The sequence below is a fragment of the Paenibacillus helianthi genome (assembly GCF_001909055.1).
Lineage (GTDB): Bacteria > Bacillota > Bacilli > Paenibacillales > Paenibacillaceae > Paenibacillus_AQ > Paenibacillus_AQ helianthi.
This window is the reverse complement of the sequence record NZ_LVWI01000037.1, coordinates 305,036-327,223: the sequence shown is the minus strand read 5'-3', so window position 1 is coordinate 327,223 and position 22,188 is coordinate 305,036. Positions and strand designations below refer to the sequence as shown.

Below are 22,188 nucleotides of genomic sequence, written 5' to 3'. Positions count from 1 at the left end.
GGAGTGATGAAGGTTACGCCTTGGCCGTGCGCCGGATGACGGAACCGGAGAGTGTGTTTGGACAACTGAAGAACAACCGGGGCTTCCGGCGATTTCTGCTTCGCGGCATCGAAAAAGTGACGCTTGAAGTCGGGTGGCTTTCACTTGCCCATAATCTGCTGAAGCAAGCCACCCATGACCAAAAACGCAAAGCAGCGATCCTCCAATAACGGGAGAATCGCTGCTTTGCTCACTTTTTGTGGTCTTAAGAATGAAGAAAGCTGTCTAAATCATAGAAAACCCACTTATGGGACAGCCCCGTTTTTTATCTATAATCTTTGCACCGAGTATTGTGATTCTACTTCCTATACCCCCACCGATGAACTGTCTTTAGGCTATACGTATAATTTGTACGGCGGTCCTGCCAAATCTCCTCTGAACATACGGTCTTAAGCATGATCTGCAGCAGCCGGCCGTTTCTTTTGTCTCCATTTACCTACTACAAGCAAGAGCAAGGGCAGGCCGAGCATATTCACCGGCATAGCAAACGGCACCCAGTAACGCTGCAAATAATTTGAAGTCGCCTCCGTTACATCTTGGGGAATTAACGCAAATACAAACATCACCGGGGCAATGAACCAAATCAGGTTCCTCCAGTTGCGGACATGCAAAAATTGGGCGGTACCATAGCTCATCAGGAAGAGCATCACAGCAAATTTGACAAATACGCTGGCAAGCCATACGACGACCGGAATCGCATCGAAATTATCGATAAAGCCGAACAGTGATATTTTTTTGGTCATTTCGAAAAAAGGGTACCACGTGTTAGAGGAAAGATTGACCCCCAAAGTGAAGATCACCATCAGCGTTGTTATCAGTACAAAGAATACCGAGGTCAAGACGGCCCCGAACGCGTACACCGCCCCCTTACGCGGCTGGGTCAAAAATGCGGCAAACATAAGGTATTCAACAGAATGACCGAGGTAGGAGGCTGGTGCCAGCGCTCCACCCAGTATTCCCGTCATTCCGCTATCCGCATAGACCGGGAGGATGTTCCTCCATTGAATATTGTTGGCGCTAGCGATCAGGACAAGGCTGATCATGAGCAAGATGATCGGCCCCAGAACCTCGCCACAGCGGGCAATGCCTTCAATTCCGCCGGCATAGGTTGCATAGACAATCACGATGATCATCAGAAGCATGACTGCTTCTTTCGGTGTTCCGTGAAGCAGCATGACTTGGACCAAATCGGAGAATTGGCGGAGAATAATGGGGGTGATTGTATACCATTGAATCAAGTATATTACGATTACAGCTTTGCCGATCCATTTCCCAAGAATTATATGACTGTATTCGAAAAAAGTCTGTCCGGGGTAAAGCTTCGCGGCTTGCGTCGCCAAGAGTGCGATCAGCGAAGCGATACCTCCGGCAACGACAACGGAAATCCACGCATCCTGTTTTGCCTGTAGGCTTGGGGTGACCGTCATGACCAATGTCATCCCGAGATCCATGATAAGGATGATCCAGAAAACCTGTAGACCCGTCAATTTCATCTTCATCGCAAGCAACCCCTTTTCCAGTTGAGATTAGTCCCTTTTTTCTTTATGTGCGGGGGAGTGCGTTTTGCCCGTTCGTTCGATCTTGATGTGGGCATCGACAGTCACGGGAACCTCAGGAAAAATATCAAGCCATTTATCTCCCATTTTTCCCCATGCATACGGATGCTCGATGTGGATGTTCTCTCCGATGCCGAGGATATCCGACTTGAGCACTTTTTGTACATGCGTTATCATGCTCTCTGCCTCGCTTTGAATTTGATTCGACAACAAGGTTTCGACACGTTTCATATGATTCACTTTGCTCAGGTCCAGCTCCGTATCGTTATCGACCGCCCGGACGGAGGCATGTAACGACACCTTTACTTTGGGGAGGTCATTCTTGATTACCGAGTGCATTTTCATGCTGCTATGCAGCAGTTCAACACCTACGGTCCCTCCGTATTGTTCGTTCTCAGGTTCCATTTGCACACTAAACCTCAAATGGTGTGTCTTTCCTGTCCACCAACGTAATAGTTTTACTTCATCGGATGACAGGTATCCGGATAATTGATTTCTATGGTAAACTGCAGCCCGGTCAATCGTGAACGTTTCCTTATCAGTGCCTTTATGAATGACCCTTATGGCAGCGGTAACCGGTGATCTGTCTTGTGAGGCCAGGGCATTCAAGAATTCGTCCATTTTGACAGGAAAGCTTAATTTGCTGGATTGAATTTTGTTGATGCCGATACCCGGAATGAGTTCAAGCTGATAAGGGGTGTTCAAAATTTCTTTGGCTGTCCCTCCATAAGTTGTTAGCACATAGCTATTGGAGCGGCTCTCAGGGAATCTGGTAAATGTATCCACTACCTTATTGATACCATGCCGGGCGAAATGTTCTCCGAAAATGATGACGCCTCTATGCCCGAAATAAATGGTACGAGACAGTTGCTGCTGCAATTTCCCTGTCACTTCCGATGAGTTCTTCCCGTTGGCCGAGATGACGATGACTGATTTCTTGCCTCTCCCCCCGGACTGTACGGCACTGGGGATTCCCGTTGGAAGGGCGATCTGAAGGGTTATTTCGAGCTGTCCATCATCTGTAAGATCAATTCCGCTTGCCATGACCAAAGCGAGATCGTCCATTTCATTGCGGTCCCAGCAGCCGGTCGTCAATCCGAGAATAACGAAAATAACCAGGAACCTGAATGTCCGGAGTATTCTGGTCATTTGCTCCTTTCACTCCATTCTTCGCTGTGTTTGCTGTTGACGCCTCCGCATTACCCGCCATGGGGCACGGATCAAAGTATCCGTTAGTCCTGTGGGGTTAAATGGTGCAATTGGTGTCATATAGGGAACACCGAAGGATTTCAGGGTTACCAGATGGATCAAGATACAAATCAAGCCAATCCCAACTCCATACAGGCCGAAGCTTGCAGCGAGAAGCATAAGCGGAAACCGTATAATACTGATCGCCTGGCTCATGCCCGGGTTCGGGATGAGAAAGGAAGCAATCCCTGTAACGGATACGACGATGATCTGGGGAGCGGAAATAATACCTGCCTGAACCGCAGCCTGTCCAATGACAAGTGCGCCCACAATGCTGATCGTCTGGCCTACTGGACGGGGAAGGCGGATTCCTGCTTCGCGCAGCGCCTCAAAGGTAATTTCCATGATCAATCCTTCCGCTATTGCCGGAAAAGGAACAACTTCCCGCGCCGCTGCAAGGCTGAGGGCCAAGCTTGTCGGGATCATTTCCTGATGGAAGGTCGTTACGGCAATATATAAGGAGGGGAGCGCCATCGCTAAAAAAGCGAATAAATATCTGAGCCATCGCAGCATCGTAACGTATATGAAATTAGTATAATAGTCCTCGGCTGACTGAAACCCGAACCAGAATGTGATCGGGAGAACAAGTACCATCGGCGAGCCGTCAATGAGGACCGCTATTTTACCTTCGATCAGTGAACCTGAAACCAAATCGGGCCGTTGAGTCGCCTGCATCAGGGGAAACGGTGAGTAGGGATGATCGCTAATCAATTCCTCGATATATCCGGATTCCAGTACGCTGTCCATATCGATGCTGGATATCCGTTTTTTCACGTCTTCAACTACGCTTTGTTCTGCTAGATTATCAATATATACAATCATTACGTCAGTCTGAGAAAGTCTTCCTACACAGAGCTTTTCCGTCTTTAGCAGGGGCGTCCGGAGTCGATGGCGAATGAGGGCAATGTTGATATCGAGCTTCTCATTAAAACCGTATCGCGGACCGCGAATGACTGCTTCCGTTGCCGGTTCCTCAAGCGGACGATGCAGCTTGTCGCTTAGCCCAAAGGTGAACGCCTCTGAGGAGGATTGGGCGAATAACACGACTTCTCCCCTAACGATGCTTTGAACGATTTCATTCATGTTCGTGGCGATACGGGGTTGTACAATGGAAGCGAATTTGAAATTCAGTATTTCATAGAGCTGACGGGGGTTGTCAATAGATACGGCCTCCGGCTGCATCAAAGGCTCCAAAAATCCGGCATCCCAAAGCTGATCGTCAACTAAAACCTTCAAATAAACCACCATACCGGGAATGGAGCCTAACATATGTAGTTTGCGCACGACCAGATCGGAGCAATTAGCAAACAATTGAGTGATGGCAGACTCATTGTCATCCAACTTGCCGGAAATCTTCGATTCAATTGTTTTTTCTAATTCTTTCAGCCTGTTTTCGAAAGGACCAGATACTCTTTTTTTCGCTTTCATATGCCACCCCTTTCAAGATATAACATCCCCCATCCATTATTGGATTATTCGGAATTAAATACCATGAGTGAGAGGCAAGTTGAAACGGCTTGTACAACATATAAATTCTTATATTTCGAAAAAGGGGCCATCCCTTTTGCTTTTTCCAAAGCTTTTGAGATAGTCCCTTAGTGGGGGCTCCATTGAGGTATATTTTCCCTGCCGCCGTGCATACTTCATGCATAACAAAAGAATGCATATGGAAGGGGGGCAAGAACAATGAAAGTGCTCGGAAAAGCAGCCGCCTTTTTGCTTATTATCGCTTTATCAGGAGCCGTCCTGTATTATGCCACCGCAATGGGTGGTTAGCTGAAATACTTAGTGACAATCTTCTCTGCCGTCCGGGTAGCCAGCGCTTGTGTCGTGAGAGTAGGGTTAGGGCCGCCGATTCCATTGAAGTGCACACTGTTGTCGGCTATGAACAGGCGCCTCACTTGATAAGCCTCACAGTTCGTATCGGTGACATATCCCATCCGCATCGTGCTTTCGAGATGGATCATGGAGCCAAAGGGAGTATCTGAGCGGATAATCTTTCTGGCACCGGCTTGCTTCAGCGTTTCCGAAGCGTATCTCGCCAGTTGATCCCTCTTCTTCAGTGTCTTCGGGCTAGGAGTATAATGTATGATCGGAATCGGACCGTTCTCGTCTTTCAGGAGTGGATCGACCTGTACCCTGTTACGATAGAGTGTCTCGTCATCCGTAAGAATCAGCATGCTCATCGTCCGGGAATAGTTCATCATCAGCTCTTTGAGCTGAGGACCAACGACACGGCCGTGAATATCCCACGGCGCTCCCGGCTCCGGCGGATTAAGAGCGTCATATCCCGCTTCACTGAACCCATAGGTCAAGAAGGCCATTAGACCAGGGCTTAGGCAAGAGACTTGAAAAATCCCGGTTCCCGGAATATCGACCCTGGCCCCCGAAGTATGGCCGACATACGGATAGACCGCTGGCTGTCCAATAGTGCGCATCAGATCCTTTTCATCAAAAACGCCTGCAACCCAGTCAAAGCAATGATTGGTTAGTCCTCTTCCCACCCATTCGTTAAAGGGTAGCCCCGAATTCAGCCAGAGACGCGGAGATTCGATGCAGCCAGCGGCCATAACAACCGTTCTAGCCGTTAACTCGCCGATTTCTCCCGTCCACGTATCCCGAAACTGCACACCAGTTGCGCGAAGTCCTTCTTTCTGATCTTGCGCCGTCAAGAGCTTGATCACGAAGGAGTTCGGCCGGATTGCAACGTTTCCAGTTTTGAGAGCGAGTGGAACGTAGCTGACAAGGGTGCTCCTTTTGGCGATCTTATCCACAGAAGGCCCGGATGAGCAACCATTGACACAATTCCCCTTCAAGGTACATCCTTCCATGTTGGACAGTTGCTCAAGCGAGTAATTGGGGTCCATCAAATGCTCGTTGGTGGGAAGAATGGCATTCGGATTGGGACGGTAACCCGGGGTCGTGACATTCAGCGTCGGATTCAGCTGCCAGCCTGACCTTTTGGCGCCGTAGAAAAAAAGCTCTTCCTTGGGCGTTGTAGGCGCGAACTGGACCGGCAGCGTGGCTTCGGCCTTTTCGTAATAAGGAATCAGCTCCCGATAGCTGATCGGCCAAATATTGTCGACCGCAAGGGGGAAAGCGCGCGGTGACTGCGACCAATAAAGCTGGGTCGTTCCCCCTACCCCAGATAGCTGCCAGATGTCACCTTTCTGGCGCATGACCCGGTGCCACGGTGTGCGGCGGCGGTCGGCAGGCCCAAAACGGAATACGCCGGACACAAAATCATTCATATTGTTTTCATATGCATTGAAGATCTTCTTGTATATCCCTACATCCAAATCCTTATACTCGGAGCTCCACTCTCCGCCCCGCTCGCTGTTCGGATTCGCCCATTGTTTGTTTCCGTACCATGGTCCGGCTTCCAATACCAGCACTTTCAAGCCTGCCTCCCCAAGTTCCTTCGCTGCAACGGCACCTCCACCGCCTGATCCGATCACGATGACGTCCGCATCGAACATTGTTTCTGCACTATTCAATGGTGGATTCCCCTCCCTTGCGTTGGATGGTCAGCATATATCCAATGAGCGCCCGGTATCCCGGCACAACTCCAGGATATTCCGCCTGCTTCCATGAGACCGGGAAATATTCCAGCCTTCGTTCGGTCGGTGTCCTAAGCCGGGTCGTTCCGTATGCCGACCACTCCGAATAGTTGCCAAACATCGTTTGCCGGTTAAGAAAGTCAATCATATACCGGGTAAACCCCAAATCGTTCCGGTATGGAGAAGGCAAAACCCCTGGGTCAATAATCCCTTGCTCCAGCATAGCAAGAACACGAATCCGGTCAGCCGGGGATATTGCGCTGAATGGTCCGCTTTCCCAAAGCAGGTGATTGGGGGGATACTGCAGCTGTCCCAAGGCGGCTAAATGGAGGGCACCAGCATTAAGCAATCCTGCGGTGGAACAGGACAATGGAATGTCCGTCAAACCCAATCCCAATACAAGAGACAGGCTGTGGTCCAGCTCCCAGATCATATACTCGTGTATGCACAAATCAGCTGCTCCTGCAGTCAGCTCCAGCGGATATATGGCAGACACTGGTGAATCAGGTATGATTGCCTCAACAAGTGCTCGAAATGTTGCAAGGGTATGGGAATCGACTGTTGCAGCATAGATTGCAGACGGATGCATACTAATTCCCCCTTTAGTGACAGGTATTGGTCATTGAACTAAAACCCGCATCACCAATATCTATTCGCCTGGAGGACTTCTCAGACGCTGCCCGGCAACAAAATCTGCACGTAAGCAAATTCAAAAAAAAAAAAAAAAACTACTACAGCAAGATTAACTAGCAGGTTTCCAGTCTTTTGTCGAAGGTATATAGGTCAGAATTTACCCCAGGAGATGACCTTCATGCTTGAGAAAAATAGATTGGGTGCCGCGCTCAGAGTTTACTTCAGACCTGAGTTTAAAAATGGTCCACACTGTGAATCTAAATTGCGGAGAACCCATACCGAATGGGAGAAAAGATTATCACAAGAGACGGAATCATCCATGCATGGAGCATGGCTTATGCTTGTAAAAATCCAGACTGTGCACACGCAGGCGTTGCGTATAAATCTGCTGAAGCTGAGATGCTTAGCTTGAAGCATTCCTCGTATGGATATGACGTGCCAGCTCTCGTTGGGGAACTACGCTTTAAGCAACATCGAACGGTTCGGAAGTTACCGAAGCAGTGAACGAACAAGGCATTCCAACGGGTGAAAGACATGCTCAAAATTTGTACGAACTGCTAAGGGATATGTGGCAGCCGTTCGAGCTCTGCTCCTTGAAGATGGAGATCCACCATTGGGGCTTCCTGGATTAATTATTTATGAACGTGCACAAGCCATACAAGCTTCCTTACAAAGATGCTTGAGGAAAAAAAGAGCTTAATTTACTTCAAGGTGTTGTCAGATTATTCAGTAAAAATTGAAGAATAAAACCTAGTCATACAGCCGTTTCGCGGCTAGTGAAACCCTTGGAACATATCGCTAGCCTACTCACTCCTGAGGAAGACAAAAGTAGTGAGACGGCTGAGTGGGAACTGTCCCTGCTACTGGAATGGGTGAAACAAACCTATACGCATCAGAGTGACGAGCTAATGGTTAACAATTTACTTAACTTTTCCAGAGGGTTTTGGAAAGGCTTTTTCACTTGTTATGACCATTACTACATTCCAAGAACGAACAATGACTTAGAGCAATTCTTTCGACGGACGAAGGCTAGTCACCGTCGTATTACGGGACTTCTATTTAGTTAAAGGAAGGACAGTTAAACCCAGTTCAGACATTGTCATAGAGGGTTATTTAGATACATTCTCCATTGTGAATCGAATATCTGAAGAAGTAACAAAAAGGTTATCTTTACTGAACTAACCGGTTCCTGTTTTGGCCATCACTCGCCCACCGCGTTCGCGCTGCCATCGTTCCGGTCCCATTTCATTTCTAAAATTTATTATAGCGATTTACATCCTTTCAATAAGATTGCATAATGATGTATTATAAAGTATGCATATTTATATCATATACTTACCAAAAGGAGAGTGTACTTGTGCGCGAAACCTATATTCCAACTGGCGTGAAACTAAAAGAAACTGGCTTTGGATACACGTTGTCCTTAATAGGCGGTAAATATAAAATGATCATTATGTATTGGCTGTCTGAAAATAAGGTAATGCGGTTTAATGAGCTGAAGCGATGTATCGGTACCATTTCCTTTAAAACACAAAGCATCATGTTAAAAGAGCTGGAGGCAGATGGGCTTATCATACGCAAGGAATTTCCCCAAATACCTCCAAAAGTTGAATATTCATTATCTGAAAGTGGTCTTTCTCTCATTCCATTGTTAAATATGATGTGCGAGTGGGGAGAGAAAAACAGTTTGCCAGCTCTGGAGGCTGTACAGCGGTAGGCAAAGTTGTTTTGTTTATATTACAAAGAAGTATCTCCTGAACAGGGAAATACTTCTTTTTTTATAGCAGTCTTAATAAAGCTAACTATTACAGATTGTCAAGAAAACTCAAATAATTTAGTGTGCTTTTTTCCAATTCGCTTACAGACGGCTCATTTTCTGTATCAGGCACATTTTCACCAGTCTCGTTTTCCGTACCATAATACGCAAAGAACGAACGGTAATTTGCATTGCAGTATAAGAAGGTAGTTTCGAAAGGAGATAATAAATAATCAAGTACATAGGGATATCTTCCATCTTCACTATAATCTTCTTTTTTACTTCCGGCAGATACAGCTAAAGCAGCTTTGCGATTCTTTAATTTATCTCCTCCATTTGAACCATGAGCCCACCCATAAGTTAAAACATCGTCAAGCCATTTTTTAAGGAGAGGCGGACAATTAAACCAATATATAGGGAACTGCAAAATAAGATTACCATGTGATTCAACCATTTTTTGTTCTTTTTTCACGTCTATGCTTCCATCAGGGTAAGCCTTATGCAATTCGTGAACAGTATACTTTTCAGGATGTTTTTTGAGTTCTTCTACCCATCGCTTATTAATTACGGATGTTTCTATGCTCGGGTGTGTCACGACAACAAGAGTTTTCAAAGATTTGTCCTCCTTATTTCTTATATAGCCTCTCGGCACTCGCCGACACGAAAATTCGTATTGCCGGTTAATCAACTGGATCGCTTGAGCGATTTTGTGCGCTTTGGATTTTGCAGTTGGCTAAGCACTAACCTTTTAGATATTAGTTTCTTCCTATAGCTTTACTAAGTTCTAATGGAGCTTTGGAGCCGGTTACTCGTAAATATACCATAACGGTTGTTGCAGCGATGGCAACAACCGCAGCTCCAATCCAGCTAATCGAAGCTAAGGAAGCTTGTTCCACTACAACGCCTCCAATTCCTGCACCAGCACCCATAGCAAGCTGTAAAACTGAACTATTCATACTCACCATAATGCCTGAAGCCGCCGGAGCAAGCGTCATTAAGTGATATTGCTGAGTTGGACTTGTTGACCAAGCGGAGAGAGCCCAAAATATGAGCACAAGGAAAACGATAGCAGGCGAGTGGGCTGATAATGACAGTAGAACTAAGGCTACTACATGCAGTACCATACTGACAAATAAAGTACGAGGGAATCCCCATTTATCCGTACTATAGCCGCCAAGCTTTGAGCCGAATAAGCTGGCAATCCCGAAAGCGAATAAAGCAATGATAACTGTTTTACTGTTCATCCCTGTAACCGACAGTAGGAAGGGAGAAATGTAGGTGTAGACAATAGAATAACCAGAAATCCATAAGAAAGTGATCATTAGGGCTACAATTATTTTCGGTTGCTTAATTAAAGCAAGCTGTTTGCGTAAGGGAACCGACTCGTCGCCATTTGAGCGTGGGATGACTAAGAGTATAACGATCATCGCAAGAATACTAAGTGCACCGATTCCTCCGAAGATCAATCTCCAATCATAAGCGGAAGCAATAACTCTGCCTAGCGGAACACCGATAATCAACGAGGTGCTAAAGCCCATAAGGATTGTTGCAATTGCACTTCCTTGTTTATCAGGTGGAGTCATCTTGGTAGCGACAGTAAAGGAGGTTACAACGAATACTCCCATGCTTAGTGCAAGAATAACGCGTGAGACTATAAGAAATTCAAAGCCAGGTAAAACTACGGCGATACTATTTCCAATCACAAATACGCCAAGTGAATAAACTAAAAGCTTGCGCTGCTCCATTCGTGCTGTAAATGCGATAAGGAAAGGTGTTCCAAAAGCATAGGCGAGTGAAAAAACAGTAATGAGCTGACCAGCAGCAGCGACAGAGACATTAACGTCTCTTGCAACTGTGTCGAGAATCCCTGCTATGATATACTCGGATGTTCCAAGCAAGAAGCTAACAGCGGCTAATAAGTAAACTTTCCAGGCATTAGACATATAATTATCCCTCTTTCTTAAGTTTCTATATTTCCGGGTGTATAGAAATTTATTTATTTCGTTCTTTGAGTATAAAGATTGCACTCTAACTATGTAAGTACGCACATTTAGTACAGGTACTGTCATAAAGGTAAGTGTCACCCTGAGCATATACACTAAATTTTATTAACACCATTATGCTTATTAAACTCCCTCGGGGGAACTATAGTTCAACATCGTAAGGGCTGCCGCGTGGCAGCCCTTCGCTCAGCTAACGGAGTATAGTTTATTAATCTAAGATTGTTGTTGAAGTGATAAAAGTTCTTACCTAAGCACTGACGGTTGCTGTCCCGGCATACCGATTGCTGAATCCATACTTTAAGAATCTCAAAACCAAGAAAAGGGACCCCGGTTCAAAATTCATTTATTCGCGACAAAAAAACGTGGACACTCATGAGGTGTCCACGTTTCTCATTGGAATTTTTAAAGCACGGATTACTTGGTACTTGGGGTTGATGACTTCAGTTGGGCAATTCACATTGACTTGCAATACCATCTCTTGCGGCAGCTTATGAACAACCGTCATGAACGCGAAGACCCCCTCTGGCTCGCCTTGATCGGCGACCCCTGTATCCAGTTTATTACCTTTAGAATCCGTAAGGTAGAACGGCAGATTATCAGCGTTAGGATTACCAAAATTTATGAACGTGCACAAGCCATACAAGCTTCCTTACAAAGATGCTTGAGTAAAAAAAGAGCTTAATTTACTTCAAGGTGTTGTCAGATTATTCAGTAAAAATTGAAGAATTAAAACCTAGTCATACAGCCGTTTCGCGGCTAGTGAAACCCTTGGAACAAATCGCTAGCCTACTCACTCCTGAGGAAGACAAAAGTAGTGAAACGGCTGAGTGGGAACTGTCCCTGCTACTGGAATGGGTGAAACAAACCTATACGCATCAGAGTGACGAGCTAATGGTTAACAATTTACTTAACTTTTCCAGAGAGTTTTGGAAAGGCTTTTTCACTTGTTACGACCATTAAAAATTTAATCGCAATAGCGCAGGCTACCTCAACGACTTAGAGCAAAATGGAATTCACTTATAAGGTAGTTAATTATGCTGTCGTAGAAAAAAAGGAATCCCGTAAGCTGAACTAACCTCTCGAGGATTTCCCTTCCCTATTCATTCATAGTATCCTGCTCTTTTTTCCCTTCCAGCTCCTCTGCCGCCTCCATCTGGGCCATTATCGCTGGCACCTGAAAAGGCTGTCTCCGAAATCCGGCCGGTTCCCTGGTCTTCCGCATGACTCCAAGCGCATAAATCCCGGAAAATAACACAACAAACATCACACCCGCCGCGAGTCCTCCGCCTTGTCCCGGGATCAGCGGCATACTGGCAAGAATCGCTACCAGACTTACGATCGCAATCCATGAGGTGTAAGGATATCCGCGCAGCCCATGCTGCCCGGTCAGTGGACTGCCATGACGCTTGCGCAGCCGGTAATGGCTGGCCATGATGATTACATAGGAGAACAGCAACGAAAAGCCGCCTGAGCTGACCAGAAAGAGATAGACCCCCTGCGGCAGCAGCATTCCCATCCAGAGTCCTGCCAGCATCGCGGCCCCGGAGATCAGGATACCTCTAAAGGGAATGTCCGTACGGTCCCGCATCCATTCGGGAGTATGCCCCTCCTCAGCCAAAGAACGGAGCATTCGGCCCAGACCGAATACCGAAGCCAGCATCGTAGACAAAATGGCAGATACCAGCACGATATTCATCACGGTCCCGGTCCACCCCAATCCGTATAGGCTTAGTGCAGATACGAATGGACTAATCTGTTCAGATACCCGTGCCGGGGGCAACAGCAGGAACAGAGCGGTTATTGCTGCCAAATACAATCCGACCAGGAGCACGATGGTATACCGGATCGCCCGTGGAATAGTGATTCCCGGATTGCCCGTCTCCGATGCCGCCAGACCGAGCACCTCAAAGCCTGCATAAGTGAACATCACCATCAGCATGCTCCCCGCGATTCCGGCAATCCCTCCAGGCATCAAGCTCTGCCCGCGGGCAACGCCAAGACCTACCGGACCTGCACCTCTTGTACCCAAGCCCACAATTAAAGCCACGGCAATCAGCACAAAAGCCACAATGGCGAGCAATTTAAATGCGGCGAGTCCGCTCTCCAGCTTGCTCAGCCGTTTTGCACCCAGCAGGTTAAGCAGGGTCACCCCCACGATAATCCCCGATCCGAGGAGTGCAAGCGGCAAGGCGGGAAACCAGCCCCGCAGCAGAATGGACACTGCCGTAGCTTCACTGGACATCGCAAGCACGAGTCCTGTCCAGTAGACCCAGCCTACCGTGAATCCTGCGCCGCGGCCAAAAGCCTGTTCCGTATAGGTTCGAAAGGACCCCGCAACCGGATTAGCTACCGTCATCTCCGACAATGCGGACAAAATAAAATAGACAAGAATCCCTCCAATTACATAGGACAGCAGCACAGACGGTCCTGCCGCACGGATTGCCACCGACGATCCCAGGAAAAAGGAGCCGCCGACCACCGTCCCCAGTGCAAGCATTGTTAATCCCCACACCGATAATCCCTTATTCCCCTGCCCCATACTGCTGCCTCCCCGCGTTTTACGGAGAGTATCTGCAATATGCGGGAATTTACCCATGGAAACAAGTAGAAACGGCTACGCCATCCTTATAAGGACGGCATCCATTTCAGCGAGAAAGAGAAGGATCATTTATAGCGTGAAACATATACATTTTTATCTTTTTAAAAAGGCCGCTCCGGTAACGGTTAACCCGTCTCCGGCACGGCCAATATTGTTACAACTTTTATAGATTGGCGGCTCCCTCTGGCTCCTGAAACAGGGTAACGCAGTTTCTGCCATTGGCTTTGGACTGATACAGCGCATCATCACTAAGCTTGTAGAGATCGCCTTCGCGGATAAAGTCCACATGAATTGTAGCCACACCAATAGAAACGGTAATGATTCCATAATCCGTACTCAGCGCATGCTCGATTCCCAGATCAGCAATGCTTCTTCTGATGTTCTCGGCATATTCCCTGGACTGCTGAGGGGTGAAACCGCTGACTATGATCCCGAACTCTTCCCCGCCCAGCCGAAACGCGAATCCACCCGCACGTTCGGACAGCTCTTGCAGCAGTCTCCCGACTCTGCGCAATACAGTATCACCCTCAAAATGCCCATAGGTGTCATTATATTTCTTGAAATAATCAATATCGAGCATCATATAGGTCAGATATTGTTGAGCCGCTGCAGCTTTTTCCACTTCAATCACTAGGAGCTTATTAAAATATCTGCGGTTATAGAGACCTGTAAGCTCATCGGTGATGGATATCTTTTCAATCAGCTGAATGTACTTATTCAACTCTTCATTATTCAGCTCCAGCTCCTTGGTCCGCTCAGCTACCAGCTCCTCCAGATGCTCTTTATGCCTTAGAAGCTCCTGCTCCGCCTTCTTCCGTTCAGTGATGTCCTTGACGGTACCCTGAATGGCCGGCTGGTTCATATAATTGATCCGTGTGACCTTGTGGATCACTATGACCTCACGGTTCTGGTCTTTGTGAATCAATTTGGTCTCATATTCAAATGGAACCGGTTTCCCTTCAACCCTTCTGGCATAATAATGCAACACCTTATCCCGTTCAGGAAGACTCACGAATTTCTCAAAAGGCTGCCCCACCATTTCTTCCGCTACATAACCGAGCATCTGTGCCAAAGCCCCATTGACATATTTGCATATTTTGTCTTGGGTAATAAAGACGCCGTCCTGCAAATTGTAAACCAGTTCCCGGTACTTTTCCTCTGAGCGCTCAAGCTCGGAATACAGAGTGGCATTTTCCAGCGAGAAGACCATTTCCCGTGACAGCAAATTAATAATCTTCATCCGTTGCTCAGTAAATACACTTGTCATCAGGTTGTTTTCAAGATAAATGACTGCAATGGTCTTGTTCTGGTTGATCAGCGGCATGCAGACCATCGATTTAGGGCGGTGTTTGACAATATAGGGATCATTTACGAACGGCGTTTCAGAGAACGCATCATTGTAGATCACACTCTCGCTGCTTTCCTCTACCTGCTTCAGGATAGAATATGGCAAATGGTCGTACCTTGTCCGGTCATGCACCGCTACCGTAATCCGGTCTTCAACCGGCCGGTATTCCCCTTCGACGAGCAGATTGGTTTTGGAGGTCATCACGATGCAGCCTCTTTGCGCTCCTGCATTCTTTATGACGATTTGCATCAGCGCTTCCAGCAGATTGTTCAGCTCGATTTCCTTGGAGATGGCCTGTGAAGCCAGAATCATAGAGTTCAGATCCAGACTTTCTGTGTAATCCGTTATCGTGCGGCCGCTCATGAACTCTTTGGCATTAATTCTTGTGATCATATCCGGGTATCTTTCATTGAGAAAGGCAATTTTACCTTTCGCACCCCATACGGAATAATAATACTCCGACTGTCTCAGCAAGTAACCGGCGAACTCCTTGAAGTCCTTATGATAATAAAAGCGGGCAGCCAGCTCATTACTGAGTGCCTTGTACCGTACAAACCCTCCCTGATCGCTGGCCTCGATCGCCATATCATAATACTGTCCAGCTTCATCGTCACGTCCTGCCATTCTGGCCCATTCAGCCTTCATCAGCACCTCATGCTGCCGGAAGGTTTCGGGCGCATGTTTGGCCCATTTGAGCACCCGGCGGTACTCCTTGCGCATTCTGGCTTTGGCTTGCCTTTTCCGCTTAGTGCCCAAATCTTTATAGGCATAGGCCAAATTCAAGAACGTATAGAGGGCGAACTCTTCCATAAAAGCTGATCCGGCAAGCGTGTCGATGATCGGGTAAGCTTTGTCGATATAGGTCAGAGACTCGGTGTAGTTCTCATAGGTAAACAGCAGTTTCATTTTATAAATATAGTAGATTGCGATCCCGGAGTAATATTTGGCTGCCTCCAGCTCCTCCAGATAGGCCGCTTCACTGAAGTCTGCACTGTCAAAGGATAAGCGGTCCTGCAGCTCGCCCGATAGATTCAGCAGGTATTGCCGGGACAACTGTGCGGTGGCTAAGGACTCCTTGTATTTCGTGTTCTCGATCATGGCAATCATTCTTAAGCTCTCCTGCAGATTCGTGGGAATATCCATCCCGGGATTCCAGAGGTTCACATAGTAGCAGGAATGCGCCAGATAGAGTAAATCTCCTGTGCGCAGACTCGCCTCAATGGAGGTAGTGTACCACTCATGCAGCGTATCCCAAGGTTCGGTCCAGGTATGACAGAATAGCGTATATAGCACATACGCCGCGCCTTTCCATTGCAGATCGTTGAACTTGTCATTGATTCGAATACCTAGACGGCCATAATCAAAAGCTCCCTTGGAATCTCCGAACCCGGACAGCAGCATCGCATAACCGATGAACGCGAGCGCTGACTCTGGAGCATTGCCGTGCTTCAGGGTAAGTCCCACCTTCTTCAGAACAACCAGCCCGAACAGCGAAGTTTCTCCGGAAATAAAGGCTGGAGGAATAAAGTTGATCAATAGCCGCATCACCAGCTTCATTTCCGGGTCTTTCATCTCTTCGGCTTCAAAAATATGATCAACCGTTTTTCCCCGCAGCGCGGTTTTAATCTTCACGAGCTCCTTAAGAACGGATGCCATGCCTACCCGGGCAGGAATATGAACGCCCAGTGTAGATAACCCCAGCCTTCCAGAGGCTATGGACTCTTTCATCATTCCCAGGTACATGTAATGATTGGCCTGCATTTCATAGATTTGGGCGAGGGCCAATCTGTCTCTGGTATGCCTGATCAGGACCCCACATGCCGAATCAGCTGCTTCAACCTGATGAGTAAGATATCCGCATTCCGCATATAGCTGGTAAATCTCAGCCGCACGCGTTCCGTCCTCTTCCCATGATGTCTCTCCCATCAGCCCGATATTCGCTTCCAGCAACCGGAAAGCCGAGTCATAGCCGAAGGCTGCCTTGGCCTTGCGCGCGGCTCTTAGATTAATCCTGATCACTTTATCGACTTCCGCCTTGCCGGACAGCCTGTCTAGCCCTTTATTCAGGTGTGCGGCAATATCAACGATAATCCCTTCGATCTCCCCGTGACTCAGGCGTTCAAGCAGCAAACGGCCGATGGCCAGATGCAGAGCAGCCCGTTCCTCTTCGTCAAGCATCTGGTAAAACGACTGCTGAATCCGGTCATGTGCAAATTTGAATCGGATATCCAGATTCTGCAATGCCTCTTCTTCCGGTGCCGACAGGAAGCTGGACATCCGGGCGTACCGGTAGTCCTCGGGTAAGATAAACTCTTTTTCCACAGCTGTGGCTATGGCATGAGCAACCACCTCAAGCGGTTCATCAGCAATCAGGGCCAATATTCCAAAATCAAATACATTACCCACTGCTGCGCTAAGCATCAGTATTCTGCGCACATTCTGCGGAAGCTCCTGCTGCTTCAGCATCAGGAAGTCGACCACGCTCTCGTTCACCGGCAAGCTGACAATCCGCTGCGTCTGCCAGGCCCATAATCCTTCCGACTCGTCAAAGTACAAATACCCATTCCTGTACAAATCCTTGAGAATTTCTTTTATAAAAAAAACATTTCCTTTGGTCCGCTTATAAATTACTTCGGTAAGTTCCTGAACCCGGGAGGGTGTAGTGAACAACGTATCGGATACCAGACTGCCAACCTGTGCCTCAGTTAAGGAGTTTAGGATTATGCTTCCAACCTCACGACTAACTTCAATCGCGGAGATCGTACTGATCAGCGGATGCCCCTCATAAATTTCATTCTGCCGGTAAGAGCAGACAATAAGAACCTTTTGCAGCTGATGACCCAGCAGCAGCTTCTCGATCAGCTGCAGACTGGAATAATCCGCCCACTGCACATCATCCAGAAACAGCACTAAGGGTTTCTCGTTATGCGTAATTCCTTCGATGAACTTGGCAAAGGTAAGATAGAACCGGTTGGTTTCTTCTGCCGGATTCAGCGATTCCATCTCCGGCTGAATGCCAATCCAGGTGTCCAGTTCAGGAATCAGACCGGCAATCAGATTGCCATTCCCATCGAGAGCCTTGGCTAATGCCTCCTTGAGATAGGCCTTGTGATTCTCATCAGGACTATCCATCAACTGGCTGATTAATCGCCGAAACGCCTGAATAATGGCACTGTAGGGGATATTCTGGTTATACTGATCGAACTTTCCTTCTGCAAAAAGTCCCTTCTCCTGACTTATGTACTTGTGCAGCTCATGGACCAGTGCGGTTTTACCCACCCCGGCTTCTCCGGTGACCAGCATCAGTTGTGTACTGCCCTTGACACTTCTGCGGAACGAATCCACGAGACGTCCAAGCTCCTGATCGCGTCCATATAACCGCTGCGGAATCCGAAAGATATTCAGCCGGTCTTCTGCACCAACTACGAAGTTCTCCTGGCCAGCCAGACATTTCTTCAAGTCCGCTTTAATTCCATATGCGCTGCGGTACCGGTCCTCCGAAGACTTTTCCATTAGCTTCATTATTACTGCTGACAGACTGCTTGAGACCCTTCCCCCAGTTGCCTTATATGGAGGAACTGCTTCTTTGGCAATAATGGAGTAGATCTGCTCCAGCATCTCTCCCGCATCATAAGGCTTCTTGCCCGTCATCATCTCATAGAGGACTATGCCCAAGGAATAATAATCACTTCGGTAGTCCACATTGCGGTTCATTCTGCCGGTCTGCTCGGGTGATATGTACAGCAAGCTGCCTTCCAGTACACCATTGTTCTGAAAATCCCGCTTCTCCCTGGACAGCTTCACGGCTAGGTCGAAATCAATAATTTGTACAATATTCTGATCCCTGTTCCAAATGATATTGGAAGGCTTGATATCCTTGTGGATGACATTCCGCTCGTGAATCGCCCCCAGAATATCTACGATCCGAACCGCCAGCTGTATCAGTACCTCTGGCTCCGGCTGATCCTCTGCCATGATTCTTTTGAGCGAACGTCCGTGAATATCCTCCAGCACCATAATGTAGGAGTTATTCTGCTCCTCCAGCCTGTATGGCTTGATGACACCGCTCGTGTTCTCGCTCAGCTCCTTGAGCAGCTTGTACTCCTGCTTGAACCTCATCACTGCTTCCGTTCCGGCATATTCCGGCTTAAGTACTTTCAGAATGACCGATTCACCCGTTACGGAATCGATACTTCTGTATACGGATTTTATATATTGATCAGAAATCGTCTCCAGTACCTCATATCGGTCAAACACAACCATACCCACTCCACCTTTAGCTCTGTTCTCCCGTCACTTCAATATCCGCATCAAACTTAAAGATATAGGCAGCAATCAGCCAAATAATCCAGCAGTTCAGCCCAAAAAAGAGATATCCGAAATACCCCAGGACGGGCATCTCTGAGAATATATGAAATTTGTCCAAATAAGGTACCGAGTACTTCCAGTAGTTAGGATTGGTTGGCATAGAATCATGGAACCACTCGCTGCCGAAATTCCAGAACTCCCAAAAGAATCCGTTAAACAGTGTGGCAAGCCCAATCAGAATGACACTGGACCAGTCCCCGTTCTTAACCGGAGTAAAAGGCGTCCAGAATCCCACAAGTGCCATTGCCGCGGAGAGCATCGGGACAAGTGCCACCCACAACACCCAGAACAGCAAATATGGATAATAACCCATCCCAAAAGCCAATATCAGCCCTATCACATAGTAAATGATCAGAAAAATCCGGGAGACGTTGAATTTCGGACCATACCGATAGCGGTTCCTGAACGCGCTAAAAGTCTTAAGTAACAGGTACCATTCAAAGATTGCCGGAAGCACCGTCGTATACGACAGTGAGAACCAGAACACATTGCCAAAGTTCGAGAACACCTCATTATTCGGATAATACCAGTTCTCAATCACAAAGAAATTAAGATATTCAAAAGCAAACCAGCTGAAGCAGGACACTACAGCCAGCAGCTGCATCACATGCGGTTTGCGCGATATGATCGAAGCGCCTTTATTTCTTTTATACACCAATCCGTCTAGAATTAATATGAATGACCACCATAATGGTACAAAAGTGTAGTATTCGAACGAAATGAACAGCTTGACCCGGGCCCACATTAGGAACCAGCTGATGGCAAGCACTGGCAGGCTCCACCAGAACCAGACCGGAAAAGGAGTTCCCCCGTCTTTCGGTACGGGTGTTTCGCGGACCTTTTTGAAGCCAAACCACCGGGGAAAAACCAGAATCAATGTAATCAGCAGCGCGACAATGCAGGCCAGGGAAAAGTACAGCAGGCTGAAACCAGGGTCTGCCTCTACTTTTTGAGCGGGAAAATCGCCATACCCCGGCAGCTGCCCCTTCCACTTGACCAGGCTCCCAATCAAGGGAAGCAGAAAGATCAGAGCAAAAGTCAGGATCAGGAAGAACGTTTTATTTTTTTTAAACATGGCGGTAACCCCTCTTATAGTTGAAAAGTCGAATTTTGTGATGAACGAAACTATTCGATATCAGTCCAGATTATTCCTGCTTTGTTTATAACCATTCCTACCATTTTCGTACCAGCCTGGAAGCTCACAAGCAAAAGGCGCCCACACGGCCAGGGATATGGCTGTGGAACGCCCGTTTAATATGGAAATAATGTAATTTATTATCAGAATAGATTAATCCTGCTCCGCCTTAAGAAAGGGTTCAAGAACACTGACTATCATCTCATGATCTTCCTCACCAGATAATCCGGAGACCGAAATCGTTCCGACCTGACCTGCGTTCCTGATATATACAGGGAAGCATCCGCCCTCAGCGGCATACTCCATCGGATCAACGAAGGCATTGTCCTGAATCGTAGTGTTCCATGATTTATATAGCACATGCATATAGTAAGAGTAGTGGCCGAAATGGTTGGCTGTGTTTATTTTGCGGGCAATCCAGCGGTCGTTGTTCGGACCTGTGTCATTCATTTTGGCATGGAACAGAACTTGGCCATTCTTGCGGATATCCACCACGATTAGCTTATCCATTGCCACAGCTCTCTCCACAATGGCATTGCCCAGCCGGATGGCTGTCTGATTGGTAAATGTGCTGAATTGCAAATTCCGCTCCTGCTGCAAAAGCTGTTCCAATAATAAAGTATAATCTTCCAAGGTCCACACTTCCTCTTCGTTGGGTTGCTGATAGCCAAGCGTAAGATCAAAATCAGAGCTGCAGATGATAGCTTTCGCTGAATTCACTCATTACTCCTCTATCTTGTTATTGTAAGGACAGGAAGTCCTAGAAAAGAAGCATACCGCTCAGCGGCCAACATCAGCCTTTCTTCTTGGTCCTGTGCCAGCTTGGTAAAGGGACTGAATTTCAGGTCAACCCCTTTGGTCTTGACGGTTCGTTTCCATGTGCCGATGATCTGCCCGCCTGCGGCAATCGTCGGAAGAAACACACCATTATTACCCGGTACGATAAGCGGGGCGGTCTCAGGCTCAAGCACAGCACTACGGTCGCCATAACCGAGAATATATTCATCGAAGCCGGGAAGCAAATGAACCTCAGAGGCTATTGGCATGTGTCCTCTGGATGAAGCTGGACTCCAGTACTCCGTGCCAGAGAATACACCGGTCTCAAGTTTGCTCTTCACTGCGTCCAGCCCGGCTCTGGCTTCTGTTAGCGTTAATCCGGCCCACCAGGCAAAATCTTGTACGGTAGCCGGTCCATGGGCTGTGAAATAGCGCAAAGCCAGCTCGGAGAGCGATTCCTCGAAGGACAGCTCCCGGGAATGCTCCACCCACTGGTCTAGCAGCACAAAGGTTTGCTGTTTGCCGCTGCGCGGACCAAAGCAGATCAGCCCATTATAAGCACTATGCCACAAAATATGATAACCGCGCTGCCCTCCGGTGCGGATACCTTCCGCCTCGAGCAGGGCAAGCACATCCGGCCGCCGTAGACTTCCGCCATTCTTAAGTGCGTTATAGATGATTTTCCTGGCGCGTCCCAGGGTCTTCTCATCCAGTTCCAGCTGCTCCATTCTCCGCACAGCCTGCCTTAAGAGACGCGGAGCACATAGCTGAAGCAGCCATTTCACATCCTCCGGCGGCACGAAATGAATCGTTCCCCGCAGCGTCCAGGTTAGCGCAATCTTTCGCTCTGCTACTGCCCGTTCAACCTGGGCCAGCGTGGCGGAAGGCGTCCGGAGGCCAATCGCCCACACAGCCTGCAGATAATCCTGGGCCTGCAGAGCCCCTAATCTCCGGACAACCTCCTCCGGCTCCATAGAGGCAGAGCTGTGAATAAACTGATTAGCCAGTCTTCGGTCCGCGATGTCCGTATTCACGATTTCCATCCTCCTTTGCCTCAGGTCCTAACATCAGTTCCCATACTTTCCTCCAGTATATTGAAACCATCCGCAGGTTGTCCATCTGAAGACAGAAAGGCGCCCATATCTAATGATATACAGATCATCTGC

At 47.8% G+C, this 22,188-nt stretch carries 14 protein-coding genes; 2 read left to right on the top strand and 12 right to left on the bottom strand.

Annotated features, from left to right (window positions below; all coding sequences use genetic code 11):
- Positions 1-209 (top strand): transposase (locus tag A3844_RS13295; RefSeq protein WP_074107613.1); only part of this gene is annotated, 209 nt, incomplete at its 5' end.
- A gap of 219 nt (positions 210-428) precedes the next feature.
- Here the strand turns inward: A3844_RS13295 and A3844_RS13290 are convergent.
- From A3844_RS13290 to A3844_RS13270, 5 genes are all read right to left on the bottom strand, one after another.
- The gene (locus tag A3844_RS13290; protein WP_083606832.1) at positions 429-1,538 is read right to left on the bottom strand and encodes a GerAB/ArcD/ProY family transporter; all 1,110 of its coding nucleotides are present in this window, start codon (positions 1,536-1,538) and stop codon (positions 429-431) included.
- 27 nt (positions 1,539-1,565) lie between these two features.
- Positions 1,566-2,744: a Ger(x)C family spore germination protein gene (locus A3844_RS13285; protein ID WP_074101407.1), complete on the bottom strand. Its 1,179-nt coding sequence runs from the start codon at positions 2,742-2,744 to the stop codon at positions 1,566-1,568.
- A 9-nt stretch (positions 2,745-2,753) separates the two neighbouring features.
- Positions 2,754-4,271 carry a spore germination protein gene (locus tag A3844_RS13280; RefSeq protein WP_074101405.1) on the bottom strand — a complete coding sequence of 506 codons (1,518 nt, stop codon included), beginning with the start codon at positions 4,269-4,271 and terminating at the stop codon, positions 2,754-2,756.
- Positions 4,272-4,615: 344 nt separating this feature from the next.
- Positions 4,616-6,322: a GMC family oxidoreductase N-terminal domain-containing protein gene (locus A3844_RS13275; protein ID WP_074107632.1), complete on the bottom strand. Its 1,707-nt coding sequence runs from the start codon at positions 6,320-6,322 to the stop codon at positions 4,616-4,618.
- Positions 6,323-6,332: 10 nt separating this feature from the next.
- Positions 6,333-6,992 carry a hypothetical protein gene (locus A3844_RS13270; RefSeq protein WP_074087780.1) on the bottom strand — a complete coding sequence of 220 codons (660 nt, stop codon included), beginning with the start codon at positions 6,990-6,992 and terminating at the stop codon, positions 6,333-6,335.
- A gap of 1,401 nt (positions 6,993-8,393) precedes the next feature.
- Between A3844_RS13270 and A3844_RS13260 the strand changes: the two genes are divergently transcribed.
- Positions 8,394-8,753, top strand: a complete 360-nt coding sequence (locus A3844_RS13260) for a winged helix-turn-helix transcriptional regulator (protein ID WP_074087776.1) — start codon at positions 8,394-8,396, stop codon at positions 8,751-8,753.
- 88 nt (positions 8,754-8,841) lie between these two features.
- Here the strand turns inward: A3844_RS13260 and A3844_RS13255 are convergent, their stop codons facing one another.
- From A3844_RS13255 to A3844_RS13220, 7 genes are all read right to left on the bottom strand, one after another.
- A complete protein-coding gene (locus A3844_RS13255; RefSeq protein WP_074107611.1) occupies positions 8,842-9,405 on the bottom strand; it encodes an NAD(P)H-dependent oxidoreductase in 564 nt (187 codons plus the stop codon).
- Between the two features lie 142 nt (positions 9,406-9,547).
- Positions 9,548-10,735: an MFS transporter gene (locus A3844_RS13250; RefSeq protein ID WP_074107610.1), complete on the bottom strand. Its 1,188-nt coding sequence runs from the start codon at positions 10,733-10,735 to the stop codon at positions 9,548-9,550.
- 1,156 nt (positions 10,736-11,891) lie between these two features.
- On the bottom strand, positions 11,892-13,334 hold the full coding sequence (locus tag A3844_RS13240; RefSeq protein ID WP_074107608.1) for an amino acid permease: 1,443 nt from the start codon (positions 13,332-13,334) through the stop codon (positions 11,892-11,894).
- A gap of 223 nt (positions 13,335-13,557) precedes the next feature.
- Entirely contained in the window at positions 13,558-19,005 is a 5,448-nt protein-coding gene (locus A3844_RS13235; RefSeq protein ID WP_074107607.1) for a diguanylate cyclase, read from the bottom strand.
- A gap of 13 nt (positions 19,006-19,018) precedes the next feature.
- Positions 19,019-20,185, bottom strand: a complete 1,167-nt coding sequence (locus A3844_RS13230) for a small-conductance mechanosensitive channel (protein ID WP_074107606.1) — start codon at positions 20,183-20,185, stop codon at positions 19,019-19,021.
- Positions 20,186-20,398: 213 nt separating this feature from the next.
- A complete protein-coding gene (locus tag A3844_RS13225; protein ID WP_083606831.1) occupies positions 20,399-20,965 on the bottom strand; it encodes a heme-degrading domain-containing protein in 567 nt (188 codons plus the stop codon).
- 11 nt (positions 20,966-20,976) lie between these two features.
- Positions 20,977-22,065, bottom strand: a complete 1,089-nt coding sequence (locus tag A3844_RS13220; protein WP_074107605.1) for a winged helix DNA-binding domain-containing protein — start codon at positions 22,063-22,065, stop codon at positions 20,977-20,979.
- Positions 22,066-22,188 lie beyond the last annotated feature (123 nt).

Excerpts from the sequence above, each read along its gene's own strand:
- A3844_RS13290 (WP_083606832.1), bottom strand. The coding sequence starts at position 1,538 with ATGAAGATGAAATTGACGGGTCTACAGGTTTTCTGGATCATCCTTATC.
- A3844_RS13285 (WP_074101407.1), bottom strand. The coding sequence starts at position 2,744 with ATGACCAGAATACTCCGGACATTCAGGTTCCTGGTTATTTTCGTTATT.
- A3844_RS13280 (WP_074101405.1), bottom strand. The coding sequence starts at position 4,271 with ATGAAAGCGAAAAAAAGAGTATCTGGTCCTTTCGAAAACAGGCTGAAA.
- A3844_RS13275 (WP_074107632.1), bottom strand. The coding sequence starts at position 6,322 with ATGTTCGATGCGGACGTCATCGTGATCGGATCAGGCGGTGGAGGTGCC.
- A3844_RS13270 (WP_074087780.1), bottom strand. The coding sequence starts at position 6,992 with ATGCATCCGTCTGCAATCTATGCTGCAACAGTCGATTCCCATACCCTT.
- A3844_RS13250 (WP_074107610.1), bottom strand. The coding sequence starts at position 10,735 with ATGTCTAATGCCTGGAAAGTTTACTTATTAGCCGCTGTTAGCTTCTTG.
- A3844_RS13240 (WP_074107608.1), bottom strand. The coding sequence starts at position 13,334 with ATGGGGCAGGGGAATAAGGGATTATCGGTGTGGGGATTAACAATGCTT.
- A3844_RS13235 (WP_074107607.1), bottom strand. The coding sequence starts at position 19,005 with ATGGTTGTGTTTGACCGATATGAGGTACTGGAGACGATTTCTGATCAA.
- A3844_RS13230 (WP_074107606.1), bottom strand. The coding sequence starts at position 20,185 with ATGTTTAAAAAAAATAAAACGTTCTTCCTGATCCTGACTTTTGCTCTG.
- A3844_RS13220 (WP_074107605.1), bottom strand. The coding sequence starts at position 22,065 with ATGGAAATCGTGAATACGGACATCGCGGACCGAAGACTGGCTAATCAG.